Here is a 20,329-nt window from a genome sequence, read left to right on the forward strand (position 1 = left end):
CCCCCTCGGGGGTGGCCGCCCTTCTGCTTGCCTGCCCGCGCGCGGGGCGCGCGGGCTGTCGGGCTAGACGAGGTCGCCGTTCGGCAGCTCGACCTTCGCGCCCAGTTCCACGAGCTTCTCCATGAAGTTCTCGTAGCCGCGGTTGATCAGGTCGATGCCGTGCACTCGCGAAGTGCCCTCGGCCGCCAGAGCCGCGATCAGGTACGAGAACCCGCCCCGCAGGTCGGGGATGACCAGGTCGGCGCCCTGCAGCTTGGTGGGGCCGGAGACGACCGCCGAGTGCAGGAAGTTGCGCTGGCCGAAACGGCACGCCGAGCCGCCCAGGCACTCCCGGTACAGCTGGATGTGCGCGCCCATCTGGTTCAGCGCGGAGGTGAAGCCCAGGCGGGACTCGTAGACCGTCTCGTGGACGATGGAGAGCCCGGTCGCCTGCGTCAGCGCCACCACCAGCGGCTGCTGCCAGTCGGTCTGGAAGCCGGGGTGGACGTCCGTCTCCAGGTGGATCGCCTTGAGCGGGCCGCCCGGGTGCCAGAAGCGGATGCCCTCGTCGTCGATCTCGAAGGCGCCACCGACCTTGCGGAAGGTGTTCAGGAACGTCATCATCGAGCGCTGCTGCGCTCCGCGGACGTAGATGTTGCCGCCGGTCGCCAGGGCCGCGGAAGCCCACGAGGCGGCCTCCAGGCGGTCCGGGAGCGCCTTGTGGTTGTAGCCGCCGAGCTCGTCCACACCGGTGATGCGGATGGTCCGGTCGGTGTCGACGGAGATGATCGCGCCCATCTTCTGCAGGACGCAGATGAGGTCTTCGATCTCCGGTTCGACGGCCGCGTTGCTCAGCTCGGTGACGCCCTCGGCCAGGACGGCCGTCAGCAGCACCTGTTCGGTCGAGCCGACCGACGGGTAGGGCAGGCGGATCTTGCAGCCGCGCAGCCGCTGCGGGGCCTCCAGGTACTGACCGCCCTCGCGCTTCTCGATGGTCGCGCCGAACTGGCGGAGCACGTCGAAGTGGAAGTCGATCGGACGGCCGCCGATGTCGCAGCCGCCCAGGCCCGGGATGAAGGCGTGGCCGAGGCGGTGCAGCAGCGGGCCGCAGAAGAGGATCGGGATGCGCGACGAACCCGCGTGCGCGTCGATGTCCGCCACGTTGGCGCTCTCGACGTAGGTGGGGTCGAGCACCAGCTCGCCCGGCTCCTCGCCGGGGCGGACGGTGACGCCGTGCAGCTGGAGGAGGCCGCGCACGACCCGCACGTCACGGATGTCCGGAACGTTGCGGAGCCGGCTGGGTGCGCTGCCGAGCAGAGCGGCGACCATGGCCTTCGGCACGAGGTTCTTCGCGCCGCGGACACGGATCTCGCCCTCGAGCGGGGTACCGCCGTGGACAAGCAGTACATCGTCACTGACTGTGCCGGTCATGAATCTCGCGTTCCGGAGAGGTGTGGGCAGGGGGCCAGGGAAAAGGGTAAGCGGCAGGACCCCCTGGTATGTAAGGCCGACGTGGCCGTATGACTGTCATGAATTCGCCACAGCACCCTATGTGTCCGCCAAATAGCGGAGTGTTGCCTTCCGGCTGCCTCCGGGCTGCCTCTGTGAGTCCTCGCGGTGCGCGCTCCCGGCTGCCGCCGTGCGCCTGAGCTGCGCACGATCACTTCTCGCCGTCCGCTCCCCCCGGAGGGCGAATGTGCGAGACGATGGCCGCATGACCGAGGTGTCCTCCCTCACAGGGCGGTTGCTCGTGGCCACCCCCGCCCTCGCGGACCCGAATTTCGACCGCGCCGTGGTCCTGCTGCTCGACCACGACGAGCAGGGATCGCTCGGCGTGGTCCTGAACCGGCCCACCCCGGTGGGCGTGGGCGACGTCCTGCTGCCCTGGGCCGCGCTGGCCGGCGCCCCCGGAGTGGTCTTCCAGGGCGGCCCGGTCGCCCTGGACTCCGCCCTCGGCGTCGCGGTCATCCCCGGCGAGGAGGGCCCGCTGGGCTGGCGCCGGGTGCACGGCGCGATCGGCCTGGTCGACCTGGAGGCCCCGCCGGAGCTGCTGGCCAGCGCCCTGGGGTCGCTGCGGATCTTCGCGGGCTACTCGGGCTGGGGCCCCGGTCAGCTGGAGGACGAGCTGGGCGAGGGGGCCTGGTACGTCGTCGAGTCCGAGCCGGGGGACGTGGCCTACCCGGTCCCCGAACAGCTCTGGCGGGCCGTCCTGCGCCGCCAGCGCAGCGACCTGGCGATGGTCGCCACCTATCCGGACGACCCGTCGCTGAACTGACCCGGCCGGGGTTCAGTACTCTGGCTTGTATGAGCACTCTTGAGCCCGAGCGCGGGTCTGGCACGGGAACCCTCGTCGAGCCGACGCCACAGGTTTCCCACGGTGACGGCGACCACGAGCGCTTCGCCCACTACGTCCAGAAGGACAAGATCATGGCGAGCGCCCTCGACGGGACCCCCGTCGTCGCGCTCTGCGGCAAGGTCTGGGTACCGGGTCGCGACCCGAAGAAGTACCCGGTCTGCCCCATGTGCAAGGAGATCTACGAATCCATGGGTTCCGGCGGGGACAAGGACAAGGGCAAGGACAAGTAGTCGCCCACCGGCTGCTCGACCGTTCCACCGCCTGACCTCCTGACCAGGTTTCGCCAAGGGCCCCCGGGCGCGCACCAGCGCGCCCGGGGGCCCTTCGCGTGGGCGCGGCACGGGTAGGGTCGGCCGCAACGAGCGCTCTGTGGAACGGCCGTTGCGCAGAGTGCAACGCACTGTGCCGTCGTGCCCGTCGCGGCGGCCGTCGTGGAGGGCCGACGCATGGACCTGATCCCCGCACCCCTGGACGCCGATTTCGCCGCGGGCGGGGCCCGCTACGGATTCGGGCCCGAGCCCGACCTCGCCGCCGGACCCGGCACGCGGGCCACCGCGCGCTGGCTGCGGGGGACGCTGGGGGCCGCCGCCGGGTGGAGCCTGGCGCCCGCCGACGCCGGCGAGCGGGCCGACGTACGGCTCCTGGTCGACGAGGAGCTCGGGCGCGAGCTGGGCGCCGAGGGCTACGAGCTGACGGTGGCCGCCGACGGCGTGCTGATCCGCGGCGGCGGGCCCGCCGGGGTGTTCTGGGGCGCGCAGACGCTGCGTCAGCTGCTCGGGCCGCACGCCTTCCGGCGGGCGCCGCTGCCCGGCGCGACCTGGAGCCTGCCCTACGGCACCGTCCGCGACGCGCCCCGCTTCGGCTGGCGCGGGCTGCTGCTCGACGTCTCGCGGCACTTCCTGCCCAAGGACGGCGTCCTGCGGTACATAGACCTGCTGACCGCGCACAAGCTCAACGTCCTGCACCTGCACCTGACGGACGACCAGGGCTGGCGGATCGAGATCAAGCGGTACCCCCGGCTCACCGAGGTCGGCGCCTGGCGCCCGCGCTCGCGCTGGGGCCACCGGGACTCGCCGCTGTGGAACGAGACCCCGCACGGCGGCTTCTACACCCAGGACGACATCCGCGAGATCGTCGCCTACGCGGCCGAGCGCCAGGTGCGGGTGGTGCCCGAGATCGACCTGCCGGGGCACGCGCAGGCCGCCATCGCCGCCTACCCGGAGCTCGGCAACACCGACGTCGTCGACACGGCGGCGCTCGGCGTGTGGGACGACTGGGGCATCAACGAGAACGTGCTCGCGCCCACCGAGGCCGTGCTGCGCTTCTACGAGGGCGTCTTCGAGGAGGTGCTGGAGCTCTTCCCGGCGCAGGTCTCGCCCTTCGTGCACGTGGGCGGCGACGAGTGCCCCAAGACCCAGTGGGCGGCCTCCGCGGCGGCCCAGGAGCGGATCCGGGAGCTCGGGGTCAAGGACGAGGACGGCCTCCAGTCCTGGTTCATCCGGCACTTCGACGGCTGGCTCGCCGCGCGCGGCCGGCGCCTGGTCGGGTGGGACGAGATCCTGGAGGGCGGCCTGGCGGAGGGGGCCACCGTCTCCTCCTGGCGCGGCTACGCGGGCGGGATCGCCGCCGCCGAGGCCGGGCACGACGTGGTGATGTGCCCCGAGCAGCAGGTGTACCTGGACCACCGTCAGGCCCCGGGCCCGGACGAGCCGATGCCGATCGGGTACGTCCGCACGCTGGAGGACGTCTACCGCTTCGAGCCGGTGCCCCCGCAGCTCTCGGAACGGGCCGCCGCCCACGTGCTGGGCGCGCAGGCCAACGTCTGGACCGAGGTGATGGAGCACCAGGGCCGGGTGGACTACCAGGTGTTCCCGCGGCTGGCCGCCTTCGCCGAGGCCGTGTGGTCGCGGCTGCCCGAACCGGCCGCGCGGGACTACGCGGACTTCGAGGCGCGCATGGGCGGGCACTACGCGCGCCTGGACGCCCTCGGGGTCGACTACCGGCCGCCGGGCGGCCCGTTGCCGTGGCAGCGCCGCCCCGGCGTGCTCGGGCGGCCGAAGGAGGGCGCCCCGCCCCGCGTGTGACGACCTGGTGTGCGACGGGTGAAGCACCGGGGGAGATTCGTGGAACTCTTCCCCGAATTCGCCGTATAGAGGGGAGAAACGGGCGATCCGGTCGGACCCGTCCCCGGTGCGCGGCCGGACCCCGCCGGACCCGGGCGGGACCGGTGCGCGGCGGTCGACCTGCGGGGGGTCCGGCGGCGGCGCCCGGCCGACCCTCGCGCCGGGCGCCTTCGAAGATGTGCCAGAGTTGCCACGTCCCGGTCGTGAGCACGTACCGTACGGCGGAACAGGCGTGAGCGCCGGGACATCGGGAAGGGGCAGCTGGGTTGACCACGCACGCACCGCACGCACTGCACGCACCGGATTCACCTCAGGGGCCGCAGCCGACGCAGTCCGTGACGCTGCCGGCCTCGCTCGACGAGGCCGTGGCGGCGCTCGCCGCCATGCCCGCGGCCGTGCCCGTGGCCGGCGGCACCGACCTCATGGCCGCAGTCAACGCCGGGCTGCTGCGCCCGGCCGCGCTGGTGGGCCTCGGCCGGATCAACGAGATCCGCGGCTGGCAGTACCAGGACGGCCACGCCCTCCTCGGGGCCGGACTCACCCACGCGCGGATGGGCCGCCCCGACTTCGCCGCGCTGATCCCCGCGCTGGCGGCCGCCGCCCGCGCGGCCGGGCCGCCGCAGATCCGCAACGCGGGCACGCTCGGCGGCAACATCGCCACGGCCGCTCCGACCGGCGACGCGCTGCCGGTGCTGGCGGCGCTGGAGGCGGTCCTCGTCATCGTCGGCCCCGGCGGCTCGCGCCGCGAGATCCCGATCTCGCACCTGCTGGCCGGGCGGGAGATGTTGCGACCCGGTGAACTCATCGGCTTCGTCCGGGTGCCCCTGCTGCACGCCCCGCAGGTGTTCCTGAAGGCCACGGGCCGCACCGGCCCGGGGCGCGCGGTGGCGTCCGTGGGGCTCGTCCTCGACCCCGCGCGCCGGGGCGTGCGCATCGCGGTGGGCGCGGTCGCGCCGATGCCGCTGCGCCCGCTGGAGGCGGAGCAGTGGGTCGCCTCGCTGATCGACTGGGACGGGGAGCGCACCCTGGCCCCGGACGCGCTGGAAGCCTTCGGCGAGTACGTCGCGGCCGCCTGCGTGCCGGACCAGGGCGAAGCGGTGGCCCCGGCGGTGCTGCACCTGCGCCGCACGGTGGCGGTACTGGCACGGAGGGCCCTGGGGAGGGCGCTGACCTCATGAGTGGGAACGAGAACGTGGGCGACGGCGTGAGCGACGGTACGGGCAATGGCGGCGCGGGCACCGCGTGGGGCTGGGAGCCGGTCCCGCACGGCGGCGAATACGACTCGGACGCCACGGCGTTCGTGAAGCTGCCCCCGGACATGCTGGGCGCGACCGGGACCGGCGAGCCGCTGGCCGCACCGGGACACGGCTTCGTGCCCCCGCCGATGATCGTGCCGCTGGGCTCGGCCGCCACCGACCCGGCCGCGACCGGCACCTGGACGATGCCGGTGCGCTGGCCCGAGGCCGGCGGTTCGGCCCCCGCGGAACCGGCCGCCCGCGCGCAGGCCGCGCCCGCGCCGGTGCTGGGCCCGATCCCGGCGGTCATCCCGATGCCCGCGTCCGCGATGGCCGCGCTGCACGCCGACGGTGCCGCCGACGGCGACCCGGCGCGCGGCGGCGAGGACCCCGGCGCGACCGACCCCGGCTCGGGGTACGAGGGCGCGGGATACGAGGGCGCGGGGTACGAGCACGCGTACGGGCACGCGCACGGCCAGGACCACGGGCACGACTCCGCGTCGACCGCCGAATGGCACTTCCCCGAAGCCGTGCAGGGCGTCGAGGACCCGTACGCCACCGCGGTCGACGGGCACGGCGCACAGACCGGCCAGTGGGCGATCCCGGTCGTCGAGGGGGAACTGCCCGAGGAGTCCGGCGAGTTCCGCCGGGGCGCCCTGGAGGCCGACTGGAGCCAGGCCCCGGCCACCCTGCCGGGCGGCGCCGCCGCCCCCTGGGCCGCCCAGCCCGGCCACGGCGTCTACGGCGCCGAGCCGGTGGCGGACCCCTTCGACGACACCGCGGCCCCCGTCCCGGCCGCGCAGGACGCGCCCGGCGGCTTCGACGCCTTCGGCGCCCTGGACCCCGAACAGACCATGAGCGGGGGCGCGCTCCCCGCCGCCGGACCCGGCGGCTTCGGCCCCGGGGGACGGGTGCTGGGCGGTCCCGGCGTGGGCGCGCCGCCGCGGCTGCCGCGCGGACCGCGCGTCCTCGGCGGCCCCGGCGTGGGCACCCCGCTCCCGGAGCACCTGCGCCACCCGGACCACGCGGACGGCGCGGACCACCCCGGGCAGCCGGACCACTTCGCCCACCTCGACCACCTGGCGCACGAGACGGGCCCGGTGCACCCGGCACCCGACATCGACGCCGCCCACGGCGCGGCCGCGGCGCCGCTGACCGCGGAGCGACCGCACCCGGCCGCCGACCGGGCGCCGGACCACGTGACGGACCACGGCGCGGGCTTCGAGCAGACGCACCACGGTGCGGGCGCCACCGACCACCTCGACCACGACCCGGGGACCGGCTTCGCCGGAGCCGGCGGTGCGTCGGGCGGGGGGGCCGGGGAACACCGGGAAACCGGTGGGGACCCCGGGGCCGGGGATCCGGCGGAGCTCCCGGACGAGCGGGCGACGTACGACGAAGGGGGCCCGGAGCGGGCGCCGGAGGCGGACGATGTCGCGGTCGCGGTGGCGGGCTCGGGCGCGGTCCAGGAGGCGGAGCCGGAGCCGGCCGTCGAGCCGGTCGGGGTCGGGGCTGCGGTCGAGGTCGCCGGGCCGGTCGAGGTCGGGGGGCCGGTGCACGAGGAGCACCCCCTCGCCTCCTACGTGCTGCGCGTCAACGGCGCCGACCGGCCCGTCACCGGTGCCTGGATCGGCGAGTCCCTGCTCTACGTGCTGCGCGAACGGCTCGGCCTCGCCGGCGCCAAGGACGGCTGCTCGCAGGGCGAGTGCGGCGCCTGCGCCGTGCAGGTCGACGGCCGGTTGGTCGCCTCCTGCCTGGTGCCCGCCGCGACCGCCGCGAGCAGTGAGGTCCGTACGGTCGAGGGCCTGGCCACCGACGGCGAACTCTCCGACGTGCAGCAGGCGCTGTGCCGGTCGGGCGCCGTCCAGTGCGGCTTCTGCATCCCCGGCATGGCCATGACCATCCACGACCTGCTGGAGGGCAACCACGCCCCCAGCGAGCTGGAGACCCGCCAGGCCCTGTGCGGCAACCTCTGCCGGTGCTCCGGCTACCGGGGCGTCATCGACGCCGTCGGCGAGGTCGTCGCCGAGCGCGAGGCGGCCGCGGAGGCGGTGGCCGCGGGCGCCGCGGGTGCCGCGGGTGCCGCCGGTGCCTCGGCGGAGGGCTCGGAAGCGCGCATTCCGCACCAGGCCGCGCCCGGCGAGGGCGGCATCCACCCGGACCACCAGCACGGAGGCATGGCGTGAGCGGGCACGACGCGGCGACGGCGACGGGACCGACCGTGGGAGCGGGAGCCACGGGCGCGGGAACGGGACCGGCCACCGGATCGTTCTCCATCACGGCGATGGCCGCGGCCGCGGAGCCCGAGGTGTTGCGCGGGATCGGCGCGTCCCTCCCCGCCGCCGACACCCGGGCCAAGTCCGAGGGCACCTTCCCCTACGCGGCCGACCTGTGGGCCGAGGGCCTGCTCTGGGCCGCCGTGCTGCGCTCCCCGCACGCCCACGCCCGGATCCGCTCCATCGACACCTCGGCCGCCGCCGAGATGCCGGGCGTGCGGGCCGTGGTCACCCACGCGGACGTCCCCGGCGCCACCACCCACGGCCGTCGCATCGCCGATCGCCCGGTCTTCGCCCACGACCTCGTCCGCCACCACGGCGAGCCCATCGCCGCCGTGGCCGCCGACCACCCGGACACGGCCCGGCTGGCCGCCGCCGCGATCGCGGTCGAGTACGAGCTGCTGGACGCGGTCACCGACCCCGAGCACTCCTTCGGCGCCCCGCCGCTGCACCCCGACGGCAACCTGATCCGGCACATCCCGCTGCGCTACGGCGACCCGGAGGCGGTCGGCGAGGTCGTCGTCGAGGGCCTCTACCGGATCGGCCGCCAGGACCCCGCCCCCATCGGCGCCGAGGCCGGCCTCGCCGTGCCGCGCCCCGACGGCGGCGTCGAGATCTACACCGCCTCCACCGACCCGCACACCGACCGCGACCTCGCGGCCGCCTGCTTCGGCCTCGAACCCGACCGGGTCAAGATCGTCGTCACCGGCGTCCCGGGCGCCACCGCCGACCGCGAGGACCCCGCCTTCCAGCTTCCGCTGGGCCTGCTGGCGCTGCGCACCGGCTACCCGGTCAAGCTGGCCGCCACCCGCGAGGAGTCCTTCCTCGGACACGCCCACCGCCACCCGACCCTGCTGCGCTACCGCCACCACGCGGACGCGGAGGGCCGCCTGGTCAAGGTGGAGGCCCAGATCCTGATGGACGCGGGGGCCTACGCCGACTCCTCCTCGGAGTCGCTGGCCGCGGCCGTCGCCTTCGCGTGCGGCCCGTACGTCGTCCCGCACGCCTTCGTCGAGGGCTGGGCGGTGCGCACCAACAACCCGCCGTCCGGGCACGTGCGCGGCGAGGGCGCTATGCAGGTGTGCGCGGCGTACGAGGGCCAGATGGACAAGCTGGCCGCCGCCCTCGGCATCGACGGCGCCGAGCTGCGGATGCGCAACGTCCTGGCGACCGGTGACCTGCTGCCGACGGGCCAGACCGTCACCTGCCCGGCGCCGGTGGCCGAACTGCTGCGCGCGGTGCGCGACTTCGAGCTGCCCGCGCTGCCGAAGGACGCGCCGGAGGAGGAGTGGCTGCTGCCCGGGGGCCCGGAGGGCGCGGGCGAGCCGGGCGCGGTGCGGCGCGGGGTCGGGTACGGCGTGGGCATGGTCCACATGCTCGGCGCGGAGGGCACCGACGAGGTGTCCACGGCCACCGTGAAGGTGCAGGACGGCATCGCGACGGTGATCTGCGCGGCCGTCGACACGGGCCAGGGCTTCGCCACGCTCGCCCGCCAGATCGTCCAGGAAGTGCTGGGCGTGGACGACGTGGTGACGGCTCCGGTGGACACGGACCAGCCGCCCGCCGGGGCGTCGGCGCACGGTCGGCACACGTGGGTGTCGGGCGGGGCGGTGGAGCGGGCGGCCAAGATGGTCCGCACCCAGCTGCTCCAGCCGATGGCGCACAAGCTCGGCATGTCCACGGAGCTGCTCCAGATCGCGGATGGCCGGATCACGTCGTACGACGGCGCGTTCTCCACCACCGTCGCGGAGGCCATAGAGGGCAAGGAACTCTGGGCGACGGCCCAGTGCCGCCCCCACCCGACCGAACCGCTGGACGCGGACGGGCAGGGCGACGCGTTCGTGGGGCTCGCGTTCTGCGCGATCCGCGCGGTGGTCGACGTGGACATCGAGCTGGGCTCGGTGCGGGTGGTCGAGCTGGCCGTGGCCCAGGACGTCGGCCGCGTCCTGAACCCCCGCCAGCTGGAGGCCCGTATCGAAGCGGGCGTCACGCAGGGCGTGGGCGCGGCCCTGACCGAAAACCTGCGCTCGACCGGGGGCGTGATCCGCCACCCCGACCTGACGGGCTACGCGCTGCCGACGGCGCTGGACGCGCCGACCGTGCGGATCGTGAAGCTGGTCGAAGAGCGGGACGTGGTCGCGCCGTTCGGCGCGAAGGCGGCGAGCGCGGTCCCTGTGGTGACGGCCCCCGCGGCGGTAGCCTCGGCAGTGCGCGCGGCGACGGGCCGCCCGGTCAACAGGCTCCCGATCCGGCCATCGGCGGCGGTGGCGGTGCCCAACTCGTGACCGTGTGACCCGCATTGCACCTGCAACCCCGGACTTGGGCGTGTCGGTACCGGTCGCTAGAGTGATCTGTACGTCTGCGTACGCGCGGCGCGGTGGCGTGGACGCACCGCGCTGACGGGAAATCACGGGGACAGCGCGGGACTACGGGGACAACGGGGAGTCGGGGAGGCCATCGTGGCAGAGGACGTGGACAAAAGTGTGATCGCGGCGATCCCATTCGTCGGACCGGCAATGGTCGCGGCGAACCAGGTGATGATCGCCGCCCAGGCGCCGGCGCTGTTCGTCGAACACGAGTCGATGGTCAAGTACAAGCAGCGCGTGGACGCGCTGCTGACGCAGCTCAAGGGCTCGCAGGCCGACCACGGCAAGATCGCCGAAGGCACACTGGGCAAGACCGACCTCGGCCACGGCTTCCCCGAGGCGGACGGCCTCTTCACGGCGTACAACAAGGTCCGCAGCGAGCTGGAGACCCTCTCGAAGGCGCTGGGCGTCCAGATCGAGGCGCTGGGGATCGCGGTGGAGGCTTCGCGCCTCGGCTACGAGAACGTCGACGCCGAGGTCAAGGCGCGGATGCGCAGGCTGAACACCGAGGCACAGGGCTGGTACGACGAGAAGCTGGACACCCGCAAGGCGGAGGCCGAGAAGGCCGCCGCGGCGGCGGCCGGCCAGCCGCAGCACCAGGGCAACGGCAGCACTTCCGGGGGTGAGATGTAATGGCGACCAACTTCGAGGGCTACTCGCACAAGGAACTCCTGGCGATGCTGGAGCCGGTGAACGCGGCGACGGTGAAGTCGCGCGGTGAGCTGCTCCAGCAGGCCGAGGTCACCATCACGAAGATCGGCAACGACCTCAAGAACTACCGGGTGGAGGGCTGGGAGGGCAAGGCCGCCCAGGAGTTCCAGGAGTGGGTCAACACGGCGGGCAACGCGACGCTGCGGCTGGGGGAGTACAGCAAGACCGGCGGCAAGTGGATGATCGACGCGGCGCAGACGATCGTCGAGGTCAAGGCGAGCATGCCGAAGTACGACACGGCGGCGGCGGACAACCTCCAGGCGTCGAAGGACTTCCACAACGACCCGGACTCGCGGGAGATGGGCCAGACGGCCTTCTCGAAGCTCAACGGCGACCACCACACGGCGGTCCAGCAGATGACGAAGCTGGCGCAGTCGTACGAGTCGTCGACGACGCAGATGAACGCGGCGGTACCGCCTACGTTCCCGCCGCCGCCGGGGAGGTTTGTGCCGGCGGGGCGTGACCTCAGCTCCACTGACGTGCAACGCTCGGGCAGCGGTACGTCTCGTGGTGGATCCGGTGGGGACACCTACGTAGCGCCGGATCGAGGCAGCAAGGACTCCCCTTCCGCCCCTGGCCACGTTCCCGGCCAGCCGCACGACACCACCCTTCCGTCGCCGACAGAGACGAGTCCGGGGCAGACGCACGGGCAGACCCTCCCCGATCGCAATGTGAACGTGGACCTGAACACGGTCGGCACGCTGCCGGACAAGCCGGTCACCCAGCTCCCGGGAACGCCCGGCGGCGTCGGGCCCGGTGGCCCGGGTGGCGTGGGTCCCGGCGGCGCCCTCCCGCCGCTGACGCTTCCCCCGATCGGTGGAATGACCACGCCCGGCGGCGGCATCGGCGGAGCCGGTGGCGGTCGTTCGCCGGTGGGTGGCGTCGGGCCCGGTGGATCCTTCCCCGGTACTTCTGCACCCGGTGGCAAGGTCGGTGGTGTCGCGGGCCTTCCGCCGCGTGACGCAGGCATCACGGGCGGCCGTCCGATATCGGCCAACGGACCGAAGTCCTCGATCCCGCGCGGTACGGTCATCGGCAATGAGAGCGGCCCGGCCGGTCGAGGTATGGCCGGTGGCATGGGTGGCGCCGGAGGAATGGGCGGCGCTGGCGGCCAGGGCGGTTCGGCCGCCGGGCGTCGGCTGGCCAGCGAGCCCGGTGGTGTGGTCGGTGGCCGTCAGCCGGGTGCGGGTGGCCGTTCGACCACGGGCGGGAAGCCGTTCACGCAGGGCGGCTCGGGTCTCGTGCGCAACCAGGGCGGTGGCGCGGCCGGCGGTGTCGGCGGTGCCATGGGCCATGGCGGCGCGGGTGCCCGTACCGGTGGCAGGAAGCGCGACGACCAGACCGGCGAGCGTCCGGACTACCTGGCCGAGGACGAAGAGACCTGGCAGGGCAACCGTCGTGTTGTTCCGCCGGTCATCGACTGAGCGAACGGAACACTGCACGAGATGCGCATGCGAAAGGGCACGTCGGTCCTGATGGGCCTCCTGCTGGCCGGAGTCGCCGCGACTCCGGCCCACGCGGAGACCATCAGGTCCATGCAATGGCATCTCGACTCCATGAAGGCCGATGAGATGTGGAAGGTCAGCACGGGCAAGGGCGTCACCGTTGCCGTGATTGACAGCGGCGTTGCCGATGTCCCGGAGTTGGAGGGCCAGGTTCTTCCCGGCAAGAACCTGGCCAGCTCGTACAAGGGCGACGAGCGTACCGACTACGACAACCACGGCACGGGGATGGCCGCGACCATCGCGGGTACGGGGAAGGGGCCCGGTGGGGACGGCGCTTTCGGGCTGGCACCGGGCGCGAAGATCCTTCCGATCAGGGTGCCCCACGAGGAGGGGCAAGATACGCCCTCGTGGGTAGAGGCCATCCGGTATGCCGCAGACTCGAACGCGAAGATCATCAACATTTCGATGGGTGTGGAGAAAGAAGACCCCGGTCTGCGCGATGCGGTGAAGTACGCCCTGGGTAAGGGGAAGCTGATCTTTGCCGCGGTCGGCAACTCGGGAAACACGTTGAATCGGCTTGAGTATCCAGGAGCTACTCCTGGAGTGGTGGGCGTTGGTGCCATCAACCAGCAGGCCGATGCCGTGACGGAGTCACAACACGGACCGCAGGTCGACCTTTCCGCGCCAGGGAACGAGATCGTCGCCGCCTGCGCGGGCAAGACGGGAATCTGCAAGACCTCCGGCACCAGCGACGCCACCGCCCTGACCTCCGCCTCCGCCGCCCTCATCTGGTCCGCGCATCCCGACTGGACCAACAACCAGGTGCTGCGGGTCCTGCTCAACACCTCCGGCAAGCCCCGCGACGGCGTCGAGCGCAACGACTACATCGGCTACGGCGTCGTACGCCCCCGCGTCGCGCTCTCGACCCCCGGCGACCCGGGGCCGGCCGACGTGTACCCGCTGCCCGATCTGGCCGCCGCCGAGGCGAAGGGGAAGGCGCCTTCCGGTAGCCCCGCGCCCTCCGGCGGGGCCAAGGCGCCGGAGAAGGCGACGCGGGTGCCCGAGGCCGCCGAGGAGGCGGGTGGGCTCGGTACCGGGGCCTGGATCGCGATCGGGCTGGGCGCGTGCCTCCTGATAGGCGGCGCCGTCACCGCTGTCGTCGTCAGGCGAACCAACCGACCGTAGGAGTTCCGACCCGGATGTCCTTCGAACAAGAGTGGTCCTCCGCACGCGCCTCCGTGCGCCTCAACCACGTCCCCGCCGAGCCCGGCTCCGGCGGATCCGGCGGGGCGGACCTGAGCATCGCCGACGACGACCTCGGCGCGGTCGGCAGTGACGCGCACGCCCTGCACGAACGGCTCTCGCGGGACGGTGACCACGCCCGGGTGGCGACCTTCGACGCGTCCATCGCGCTCACCAACCGGAACTTCACCAGCGGCGCGGCCCTGTTGAAGGTGCACGACCGCTGGAGTTCCCAGCTGAAGGTGCTCGTCGCGGCCTGCGCGAACATCTCCAACCACCTCGACTACACCGTGGCCTCCCACGCCAAGGAAGAGGCGGACCTCGTGGCCACGCTCTCCGCCTCGAAGGTCAGCGAACTCCTCAAGTAGGCCCGCAGGAAGGCGACGTAGGCACGTGCTGACGTTCGAGAACGTGATGAACGCCCCGCTGGAGCAGCTCCAGACCGCCGTCCAGGACTGGGGCGCCATGGCGACGAAGCTGGCGGAGCTGGCCGAGACGGCCCGTACCGGCATGAAGGCCAAGGCGGACAAGGCGGACTGGCAGGGCGTCAACGCGGACGTGACGAAACCCTTCGTGGCCAAGACGGCGAAGGAGTTCGACGACGCGGCCAAGGAGGCGCAGGGCGTCCACCTCGCGCTGGCGGACGGCCACGCCACCTTCAAGGCGGCCCGGGACCAGTTGAAGAAGATCGTGGACGTGGACGCTCCGGCGGCGGGCTTCCAGGTCGACTCCACGGGGCGCGTCACGCTCGTACCGATCGCGGATCCCAAGGAGCGGTACGCCGCCCAGCACGATCCCGACTACCAGCAACTGGCGCGCGAACACCGCGACGCGTGGCAGGCGCAGGTCGACCGCGCGGTCGAGGACTGCGCCGATGCCGACGACTCGCTGGGGCGGGTGCTGCTGGCCAACGTCACGGACGACCAGAACTTCACGGCGCCGAAGTACACGACCCTGGACGCCGAACAAGTCGACCGCGCGGCCGAGTTGATGAGGAAGGTGACGGGCGAGGGCGGGACCGCCCGCAACGTCGAGGCGCTGCGCGAGCTGGAGGACCTGCTCGACGACAACCGCGAGGACCCCGAGTTCGCGACCGGTTTCTACCGCAAGGTGGGTCCCGAGGCGACCCTGCAGATGTACGCGAAGATGTCCCTGGACTCCAGCATGCTCGGCCCGGCGGGCGCCGACCGTACGGGCATGGTCGGCAACATCCAGAGCGACCTGGGCGCGATGCTGGGCCTGGCCACGCACAAGGACGTGCCGAACCACCTCGACGCGGCGTGGACGACGCAGCTCATGAAGGCCGGGCGCAAGGAGATGGACGTCGGCCTGGTGCAGAAGGTCTACGGATACCAGGCGCTGGGCGCGCTGCTGCGCGAGGGCAGCTACGACAAGGACTTCCTGACCTCGGTCGGGCGCGACATGGTCGCGATGGACAACAAGAACCCGAAGGCGTGGGAGCAGTTCTCCTCGATGTCCCCGGACCTCGTCCTCAGCCACGGAGGCGACGGCCGCGGGTTCTATCCGCTGACGGGCCTGATGGAGGCGCTCGGCAACAACCCGGACGCGGCGACGGCCCTCTTCAACGAGCCGGTCCGCCAGGACAGCAACGGCGACGGGATCGTGACGACGGCCGACAAGGTGGTCAGCGGGCAGCACGGCAAGGCGCAGGGCATGGTCGACTACATGCTCGACAAGCAGCCGTACGCGGACGACTTCGACGCGACGCGGACCGGCGAGCCCCACCCGGCCCAGGAGGCACTGGGCTCCGCCCTGGAGGCGGCCGTCTCGGGCCGCGCGAGCGGCGACGAGGACGCGAAGCCGGTGCCGCACACGCAGGGCATGGTCGACGTCATGGAACGGGTCGTCGAGAAGATCGGCGACAAGCCGGCACTGGTGGCGGCGGGAGGCGAGGAGGGCCCGCTGAGCGGCCTGTCGGCCCACTTCGGCCAGATGGCCGCCGAGTACATGCCGGACATCCAGGCCTCCGCCGAGAACGGCAGCGGGATGATCAAGGCCAATGGCGTGATGGCCGACTTCCACAAGGCCGACATGGCGGCCTTCATCGGGGCGGTGGGCCAGGACCCGGACGCGTACGGCGCGATGACCACCTCGTCGCGGGCGTTCACGACCGTGCTGATCAACGATGTCGTCGGCCACCGGAGCGACTACGCGCACGGGGAACTCGACGCGGGGATCAAGAGCGCGGTGCACCCGGGCGGCCAGATCGCGGGCATCTTGTCCGAGGCGAGGGCGGAGGGCACCTTCGCCGCCAACGCTCACGCGACGGATGAGTACGTCAAGGGAGTCGAGGACAACGCCAAGTGGGTCAACCGGGGGATCAGCGCCGCGGGTGGCAAGTACCTGGAACTGGTGCCGGTGGCCGGAGACGTCGTGGGGTGGCTCCAAGAGGACGTGACCGAAAGCGTGGTCGAGCGGGCCAAGGAAGATGAGGCGAAGAAGCAGGTCCTGGCCGACCACAAGGTGCTGATCGACTACACGGACACGCAGACCGCAGCGAGCCTGTCGGCGGCGCAATCCGTTCGCAGGGCCTTCGTCGGGAGCGACTTGAGCGAGCGGGCCATCGCCGCCCTGGCCGGTGAGGCCTCGACGGAGACGGCGAACGCCCACGCGGTCGGCCGTGGCCAGGTCGAGATCTCGAACGGCAAGCACTGATGGGTCTCGGTCGCGTGCCGTGCGCACTCGCCGTGGCGATGGCCACGGCGGTCGCTCTGACCGGCTGTTCCTCCGAGGCCAAGCCGGCGGCGCGGAACTTGCCCGAACGGACCTGTTTCGGAGTCTTCGAGCGGTCCGATCTGGCGCCACTGCTGGGAACGGGCGAGAAGGTGACGGTGTCGGGACCGCCGGATGCCCAGCTGTCGCCGATTCGTAGGGGCGGCACGTGCACCGTTGCAGTGGACGGGCCCGGCCGGTTCCTCGCCACGGTCACACGGCAGCCGCTGGGGCGGGGCTTCTTCTGGAACCGGGAGTTCATCCACCCGGCCCCGGATCCGGTGCCCCTCGGCGACGAGGCGATGGTTTACAACACGGGTGCCAGGGCGTTCGTCACCTGCAAGGGCCGCGATGATCAGTTCGAGCTCGAGGTGGCGGTCAGTGGTTCCGTGGAACAGATGAAGTACGGGGAAGGCCGCCCCCTCTTCATCAAGCTCATCACCAAGCTCCTGGACTCCGCCAAGCAGCAGTCCAAGTGCGGGGAATGACGCCCGGCACCGGCGGGGCGAAATCGGGTCTGGTCCAGCGAGGTCCGGGGCGCCAAGATGTGCGGGAGCAGCGGTCCGGGAGAGGCTCGGGCGTGCGGGAAGGCGGCTCCACAAGTGTTACGGCGACGCGGTCACAGAGGTCTCCTGAGCGTCGGGGCAGTCGCTGTCGGTTTCGTGGTGCTGAGCGGCTGCGCCGGGGCGGCCGGAGTAGCGGGGCTCCGGGGAGCGGGTGGGGTCGCGTTGCCCGAGGAGGGGTGTTGGGGGGTTTTCGAGGCGGGGGATCTGGCTCGGGTCGTGGGGGACGGGGACGAGGCCACGTTGAACGTGTCGGGGGGCTTCGTGCTCGCCCGGGAGAACCAGAGCGCGAGCTGCCGGGTCGAGGTGGACGGCGAGGGGCGGTTCACGGCGGAGGCCAGGCGGCCGCCGGTGGACGGTGGGACCCTCCTCAGCGCGGCCGAGCAGGATGCCGGGTCCGGGTCCGGGTCCGGGGGTGCCGTCGAGCAGGATGCCGGGCCCGGGCCCGGGGCCGGGCCCGGGGCCGGGGCCGGGGGCGCGGGCGGGCGGGAGCTGCTCGGTTTCGGGAGCCGGGGGCGGGTGTGGTCGGGCGGGGCGGTGGTCGGGTTCACCTGCCGGCGGGGGGCGGAGGGCCCGTTCGAGGTGGAGCTGAGGATCAGCGGGCGCCCGGCGGACGGCGACCAGGCGGTGCTGGGGCGGCTGATGAGGCAGTACTTCGACGCCGCGCGCCGGCAGCTGCGCTGCGAGGTCTGAGACGGACGGAAGGGCGGCGCCCCTCGCGGGGCACCGCCCTTCGGCCTTGCTGCGCACACAGCAGAAGCCGTGACCGGAATCGAACCGGCGTAACTCGCTTTGCAGGCGAGTCCCTCAACCACTCGGGCACACGGCTGTGGTGATGTGACGACCGTACGAGGACCGGGGGAGGCGGGGGAAGGGGATCGGGGCGGACGCAATGCGACTGCCATGTCCCGTTCACAACAGGCCGCTCGCCCTAGGGCTCTGGGCGGAGTCGAATATCGGTCGTATTGACAGGGCCGAAGTCCGGAAATGCCCCTTACTCTGGGGCGATGAGCGCCCTCGAACCCCATGCACCGGAGACCCCCCGGATATCCGACGACCCGCCCGCCGCGGCGGCCGCCCCGGGGGGCGGGATCATGGGCGCCGCGCACCGGACGCTCAGCATCGGGATCATCTCGGTCATCTTCATCATCGCCTTCGAGGCCACCGCCGTCGGTACGGCCATGCCCGTCGCCGCCCGCGAGCTCGACGGGATCGGGCTCTACGCCTTCGCGTTCTCCTCCTACTTCACCACCAGCCTCTTCGGCATGGTGCTGGCCGGCCAGTGGTCCGACCGCAGCGGCCCGCTCGGGGCGCTCACCAGCGGGATCGGGGCGTTCGCCGCCGGACTGGTGCTCTCCGGGACGGCCGCCTCGATGTGGCTGTTCGTGCTCGGGCGGGCCGTGCAGGGCCTCGGCGGCGGGTTGGTGATCGTCGCGCTCTACGTGGTCGTCGGGCGGGCCTACGACGAGCGGCTGCGCCCCGCGATCATGGCGGCCTTCGCCGCGGGCTGGGTGGTGCCGTCCATCGTCGGTCCGCTGATCTCCGGAACCGTCACCGAGCACGTCGGTTGGCGCTGGGTGTTCCTCGGGATCCCGGCCATGGTGATCGTCCCGCTGCTGGTCGCGCTGCCGGAGATCCGGCGGAGCGCGGGCGGGCCCGTCGACAAGGGCGCCGCGCCGCGGGCCTTCGACCGGCGCCGGATCCGGCTCGCCTTCGGGATCTCGCTGGGCGCCGGGCTGCTCCAGTACGCCGCCCAGGACCTGCGCTGGCTCTCGCTCGCGCCCGCCCTGGTGGGCTGCGCGCTGCTGGTGCCGGCCGTGCGCGGGCTGATGCCGCGCGGGACGTACCTGGCCCGGCGCGGGCTGCCGGCCGTGGTGCTGCTGCGCGGGCTGGCGGGCGGTGCGTTCATCGGAGCCGAGAGCTTCCTGCCGCTGATGCTGGTGACCCAGCGCGGGCTGAGCCCGACGCTGGCCGGGTTCTCGCTGGCCCTGGGCGGGGCCACCTGGGCGCTGGGCTCCTGGGTGCAGTCCAAGGCGCGGGTCGTGCCGTACCGGGAGCGGCTGATGGTGTCCGGGATGGTGCTGGTGGCGTTCTCCATCGCCGCCGCGCCGGCCGTGCTGATCGAGGCCGTGCCCGTCTGGACGCTGGCCCTCGTCTGGGGCGTGGGGTGCCTCGGCATGGGGCTGGTGATCGGCCCGACCAGCGTGCTGCTGCTCAAGCTGTCGCCGCCGGAGGAGGCGGGCGCCAACTCGGCCGCGCTGCAGATCTCCGACGCCCTCGCCAACGTGGTGCTGCTGGCCCTGGGCGGGGCCGCCTTCGCGGCGCTGGGCGGCGGGTCCGTCGGGGCCGCGCACGCGGTGACCGAGGCCGTCGGGTCCGCCGGGTCCGGGGCCTCCCACCCGGGGGCGTTCGTGGCGGTCTTCCTGCCGATGGCGGTGGTGGCGCTGGTGGGGGCCTGGGTCGCGACCCGGCTCACGGCACGACCGCCGGTCCAGGTCGCCGAGGCGAAGACCGCCTGAGCGGCGGACGGCCCCGGCCGCGGCCCCGCCCCCGGCCCGCCCCCGGCCGCGAAAAGCGGAAGAGGTCGTCCCGCCCCGGCCGCTACGCTCCGCGGATGAACGAGTTGACCATCGTCCTGTCGGACGCGGAGCGCGCCGAGCTGGCCGACCTCGCCGACGCCTGCGGCCGCACGCCCGAGGAGTGCGCGCTGGAGGCCGTACGGGCCCACCTGCGCCGGGAGCGCGACCGGGTGGCCGAAGCCGCCGGGCGCCTGGCCGAGCGCCACGCCCCGCTGCTGACGAGGCTCGGCGCATGAGCGCGGACCGGGCGCCGGTGCGCCACCTCACGCTCGTCGAGGTGGGTGACCTGGCCCGGCTCGCGTGCCTGGCCCGGGACCAGCCCGTCGAGCTGCGCGCCCCCGGGCTGTTGGAGTCCGCCGTGCACCGGCCCAGGGCCCGCATGTACGGGACCCCGGCCTACGCGGACCCGTACGAGCAGGCGGCCGCGCTGCTCCACGGCATCGCCACGAACCACCCCTTGGTCGACGGGAACAAGCGGACCGCCTGGCTCGCGGCCGCCACCTTCCTCGCCGTGAACGGGATCGATCTCGCCGACGTCGACCAGGAGAGCGCGTACCGCCTGGTCATCGACGTGGCGTCCGGCGCCGAGGGGGACGTCGGGCGGATCGCGGGCCGACTGCGCGGGCTCGCCGGTCCGGTGTGACGCTCGCCGCACCCGCCGAGGTCACGGGCCTGTCCCTCCCGCGGCCTCCGGCGGGGGCCGGTAAGGTGGCACGGTTGT

17 protein-coding genes and 1 tRNA gene are annotated in these 20,329 nt (G+C 73.1%); 16 read left to right on the top strand and 2 right to left on the bottom strand.

The genetic code is table 11. The annotated features are described in order from the left end of the window. Positions 1 to 63 precede the first annotated feature (63 nt). Positions 64 to 1,410 (bottom strand): UDP-N-acetylglucosamine 1-carboxyvinyltransferase, encoded by a 1,347-nt coding sequence (murA, locus tag ACFWAR_RS32040; protein WP_354384011.1) that lies wholly within the window; start codon positions 1,408 to 1,410, stop codon positions 64 to 66. A 283-nt stretch (positions 1,411 to 1,693) separates the two neighbouring features. Here murA and ACFWAR_RS32045 point away from each other — a divergent pair, with 283 nt between their 5' ends. The 13 genes from ACFWAR_RS32045 to ACFWAR_RS32105 all read left to right on the top strand — a co-directional run bounded on the left by ACFWAR_RS32045 (position 1,694) and on the right by ACFWAR_RS32105 (position 17,722). Next, a complete protein-coding gene (locus ACFWAR_RS32045; protein ID WP_354384012.1) occupies positions 1,694 to 2,254 on the top strand; it encodes a YqgE/AlgH family protein in 561 nt (186 codons plus the stop codon). A gap of 29 nt (positions 2,255 to 2,283) precedes the next feature. Further along, positions 2,284 to 2,565, top strand: a complete 282-nt coding sequence (locus tag ACFWAR_RS32050) for a DUF3039 domain-containing protein (protein ID WP_351053399.1) — start codon at positions 2,284 to 2,286, stop codon at positions 2,563 to 2,565. A 216-nt stretch (positions 2,566 to 2,781) separates the two neighbouring features. Next, positions 2,782 to 4,419 carry a beta-N-acetylhexosaminidase gene (locus tag ACFWAR_RS32055; protein WP_385784883.1) on the top strand — a complete coding sequence of 546 codons (1,638 nt, stop codon included), beginning with the start codon at positions 2,782 to 2,784 and terminating at the stop codon, positions 4,417 to 4,419. A 305-nt stretch (positions 4,420 to 4,724) separates the two neighbouring features. Beyond that, the gene (locus tag ACFWAR_RS32060) at positions 4,725 to 5,636 is read left to right on the top strand and encodes an FAD binding domain-containing protein (RefSeq protein ID WP_385784814.1); all 912 of its coding nucleotides are present in this window, start codon (positions 4,725 to 4,727) and stop codon (positions 5,634 to 5,636) included. Further along, positions 5,633 to 7,879 carry a 2Fe-2S iron-sulfur cluster-binding protein gene (locus ACFWAR_RS32065; protein WP_385784817.1) on the top strand — a complete coding sequence of 749 codons (2,247 nt, stop codon included), beginning with the start codon at positions 5,633 to 5,635 and terminating at the stop codon, positions 7,877 to 7,879. Before ACFWAR_RS32060 ends, ACFWAR_RS32065 begins: the two co-directional genes overlap by 4 nt. Positions 7,880 to 7,977: 98 nt before the next feature. Further along, complete coding sequence (locus ACFWAR_RS32070) at positions 7,978 to 10,254, top strand: xanthine dehydrogenase family protein molybdopterin-binding subunit (protein ID WP_385784885.1); 2,277 nt, start codon at positions 7,978 to 7,980, stop codon at positions 10,252 to 10,254. Between the two features lie 174 nt (positions 10,255 to 10,428). Next, entirely contained in the window at positions 10,429 to 10,968 is a 540-nt protein-coding gene (locus ACFWAR_RS32075) for a hypothetical protein (RefSeq protein WP_385784820.1), read from the top strand. Next, positions 10,968 to 12,470 (top strand): hypothetical protein, encoded by a 1,503-nt coding sequence (locus ACFWAR_RS32080; protein WP_385784823.1) that lies wholly within the window; start codon positions 10,968 to 10,970, stop codon positions 12,468 to 12,470. Before ACFWAR_RS32075 ends, ACFWAR_RS32080 begins: the two co-directional genes overlap by 1 nt. A 21-nt stretch (positions 12,471 to 12,491) precedes the next feature. Further along, positions 12,492 to 13,676, top strand: a complete 1,185-nt coding sequence (gene mycP / locus ACFWAR_RS32085; RefSeq protein WP_385784826.1) for a type VII secretion-associated serine protease mycosin — start codon at positions 12,492 to 12,494, stop codon at positions 13,674 to 13,676. Positions 13,677 to 13,690: 14 nt separating this feature from the next. After that, on the top strand, positions 13,691 to 14,101 hold the full coding sequence (locus tag ACFWAR_RS32090) for a hypothetical protein (RefSeq protein WP_385784828.1): 411 nt from the start codon (positions 13,691 to 13,693) through the stop codon (positions 14,099 to 14,101). Positions 14,102 to 14,126: 25 nt separating this feature from the next. After that, on the top strand, positions 14,127 to 16,409 hold the full coding sequence (locus ACFWAR_RS32095) for a hypothetical protein (RefSeq protein WP_385784831.1): 2,283 nt from the start codon (positions 14,127 to 14,129) through the stop codon (positions 16,407 to 16,409). A gap of 32 nt (positions 16,410 to 16,441) precedes the next feature. Beyond that, on the top strand, positions 16,442 to 16,954 hold the full coding sequence (locus tag ACFWAR_RS32100; protein ID WP_385784833.1) for a hypothetical protein: 513 nt from the start codon (positions 16,442 to 16,444) through the stop codon (positions 16,952 to 16,954). A 294-nt stretch (positions 16,955 to 17,248) separates the two neighbouring features. Further along, a complete protein-coding gene (locus ACFWAR_RS32105; RefSeq protein WP_385784835.1) occupies positions 17,249 to 17,722 on the top strand; it encodes a hypothetical protein in 474 nt (157 codons plus the stop codon). Positions 17,723 to 17,786: 64 nt separating this feature from the next. Here the strand turns inward: ACFWAR_RS32105 and ACFWAR_RS32110 are convergent. Continuing rightward, positions 17,787 to 17,858, bottom strand: a tRNA-Cys gene (locus tag ACFWAR_RS32110). A gap of 178 nt (positions 17,859 to 18,036) precedes the next feature. Here ACFWAR_RS32110 and ACFWAR_RS32115 point away from each other — a divergent pair. The 3 genes from ACFWAR_RS32115 to ACFWAR_RS32125 all read left to right on the top strand — a co-directional run bounded on the left by ACFWAR_RS32115 (position 18,037) and on the right by ACFWAR_RS32125 (position 20,251). After that, the gene (locus ACFWAR_RS32115; RefSeq protein WP_385784838.1) at positions 18,037 to 19,548 is read left to right on the top strand and encodes an MFS transporter; all 1,512 of its coding nucleotides are present in this window, start codon (positions 18,037 to 18,039) and stop codon (positions 19,546 to 19,548) included. Positions 19,549 to 19,643: 95 nt separating this feature from the next. Next, positions 19,644 to 19,844, top strand: a complete 201-nt coding sequence (locus ACFWAR_RS32120) for a hypothetical protein (protein ID WP_385784841.1) — start codon at positions 19,644 to 19,646, stop codon at positions 19,842 to 19,844. Then, on the top strand, positions 19,841 to 20,251 hold the full coding sequence (locus ACFWAR_RS32125; RefSeq protein ID WP_385784844.1) for a type II toxin-antitoxin system death-on-curing family toxin: 411 nt from the start codon (positions 19,841 to 19,843) through the stop codon (positions 20,249 to 20,251). The genes ACFWAR_RS32120 and ACFWAR_RS32125 overlap by 4 nt, the downstream gene beginning before the upstream one ends. Positions 20,252 to 20,329: the final 78 nt, after the last annotated feature.

The sequence above is a fragment of the Streptomyces sp. NPDC059917 genome, assembly GCF_042730635.1.
GTDB lineage: Bacteria > Actinomycetota > Actinomycetes > Streptomycetales > Streptomycetaceae > Streptomyces.